This is a genomic window from Achromobacter sp. 1011791174 (assembly GCF_059760925.1).
Genome location: NZ_JCBANH010000196.1, coordinates 1 through 1,707, shown reverse-complemented (window position 1 = coordinate 1,707; position 1,707 = coordinate 1). Strand labels below are relative to the sequence as shown.

At 61.8% G+C, this 1,707-nt stretch carries 2 protein-coding genes; both read left to right on the top strand.

Features of this window, described 5'->3' with window-relative positions; all coding sequences use genetic code 11:
- The first annotated feature begins 140 nt into the window (after positions 1-140).
- Positions 141-1,085, top strand: a complete 945-nt coding sequence (locus AC6LJ5_RS30275; RefSeq protein WP_103273159.1) for a CysB family HTH-type transcriptional regulator — start codon at positions 141-143, stop codon at positions 1,083-1,085.
- A gap of 214 nt (positions 1,086-1,299) precedes the next feature.
- Positions 1,300-1,629: a DUF2325 domain-containing protein gene (locus tag AC6LJ5_RS30270; RefSeq protein ID WP_103273160.1), complete on the top strand. Its 330-nt coding sequence runs from the start codon at positions 1,300-1,302 to the stop codon at positions 1,627-1,629.
- Positions 1,630-1,707 lie beyond the last annotated feature (78 nt).

The window sequence follows — 1,707 nt, the reverse complement described above, 5'->3', positions numbered from 1 at the left end:
AGGGAGGGCGTCTTGGATTGAGGGGGGCAGGGTTTGAGGAGGAATAAGCGGGGACGTGTTGTGCCTAAGCTTATATTGATAAGTAATATAAAAAGCTTATCTTATTACTTATAATTGGCCCGTCTATCAGGGGCCAATTCATGAACCTGCAGCAATTTCGTTTTGTGCGTGAAACCATCCGCCGCGACTTCAACCTGACCGAAGCCGCCCGGATGCTCTACACCTCGCAGCCCGGGGTATCGAAAGCCATCATCGAGTTCGAGGACGAACTCGGCATCAAGATCTTCGAACGGCACGGCAAGCGCATCAAGGGGCTGACCAAGCCCGGTTTGGCGGTGTCGCAGGTGATCGACCGCATCATGCGCGAAGTCGACAACCTGAAGAAGGTCAGCGACGAGTTCGCGCGTCGCGACGAGGGCGGGTTGGTGATCGCCTGCACCCACACCCAGGCGCGCTATCTGCTGCCGCGCGTGATCCCGGCCTTCCGCAAGCAATTCCCCAAGGTGCACCTTTCGCTGGCCGAGGGCAGCCCGGCGCAGCTGGCCGAGATGGTGCTGCACGAGCAGGCCGATCTGGCATTGGCCACCGAATCGCTGGCGCTGACGCCGGGCCTGGCCACGCTGCCGGTGTACGCCTGGGAGCACACGGTGGTGGTGCGTCCCGACCATCCGCTGACCGAGCTGACCTCCAGCGCCGCCAAGCGCCTGTCGCTGGCGCAGCTGGCCGAGTACCCCATCGTCACCTATGACCGCGCCTTCACGGGCCGTAGCACGATCGACGAGATCTTCGCCAACCAGGGCATCCATCCCGATATCGTGCTCGAAGCCATCGACGCGGACGTGATCAAGACCTATGTCGACGTGGGCCTGGGCATCGGCATCATCGCCGGCGTCGCCTATGACCCGCGCCGCGACTCCAACCTGGTTGGCCTGCCGGTGGGGCATCTGTTCGGCACGCATACCACCCGCGTGGGCGTGAAGGCGGGCGTGTTCCTGCGCGACTATGTCTACACGTTCCTGGAGATGCTGGCGCCGTCGCTGACGCGCGCCGTGGTGACGGAAGCGGTGCAGGGCACGCCGAAATAGGTGGTCCGCCGACGGGCGGACCCTGAGGATCAGGCGCGGCCCCGTCAGGTGCCGCGCCTTTTTTGTCTGCGGGGGCGTCGGGGCAGAGGCGCTCGACTATCCGCAAGCGCTGGTCCATAAAAATAATTAAATAAGAATGGCTCTCATTTGCGTTGACTAAAAGATAGGAATCATTATCATTACATCCAGTCTCAACGACCCAGTGAGGTTAAACATGACGGCAGGACTGAGTGCAGTAGTGGTAGGCGCCGACCGGCTCGGCAACATTCCCGATTTGCTCAAGGGACACAATATCTCGATCACGCATCACATCAGCGGACGGGATCCCTCGCATCAGAAGAAAACGCTGCAACTGCCCTCGGGCACCCAGCTGGTGATTCTGCTGACCGATTTCCTCGGTCACAACGTGATGAAGACCTTCCGCAACGCGGCGCAACGCGGCGGCATCAGGGTCGTGGCTTGTCGCCGCTCGGTCTGCAGCATGCAGCAGGCATTGCAGCAATGCGGCCTGTGCCCGCGCGCGGGCTCGGGCACGGTGCACTGATTCCGACGCGGTTCCGGCCGGGCGATCAGCCGACAATAGATCAAGACTGGGGAGGCCTGCGGGCCTGCGGCGCGAAGC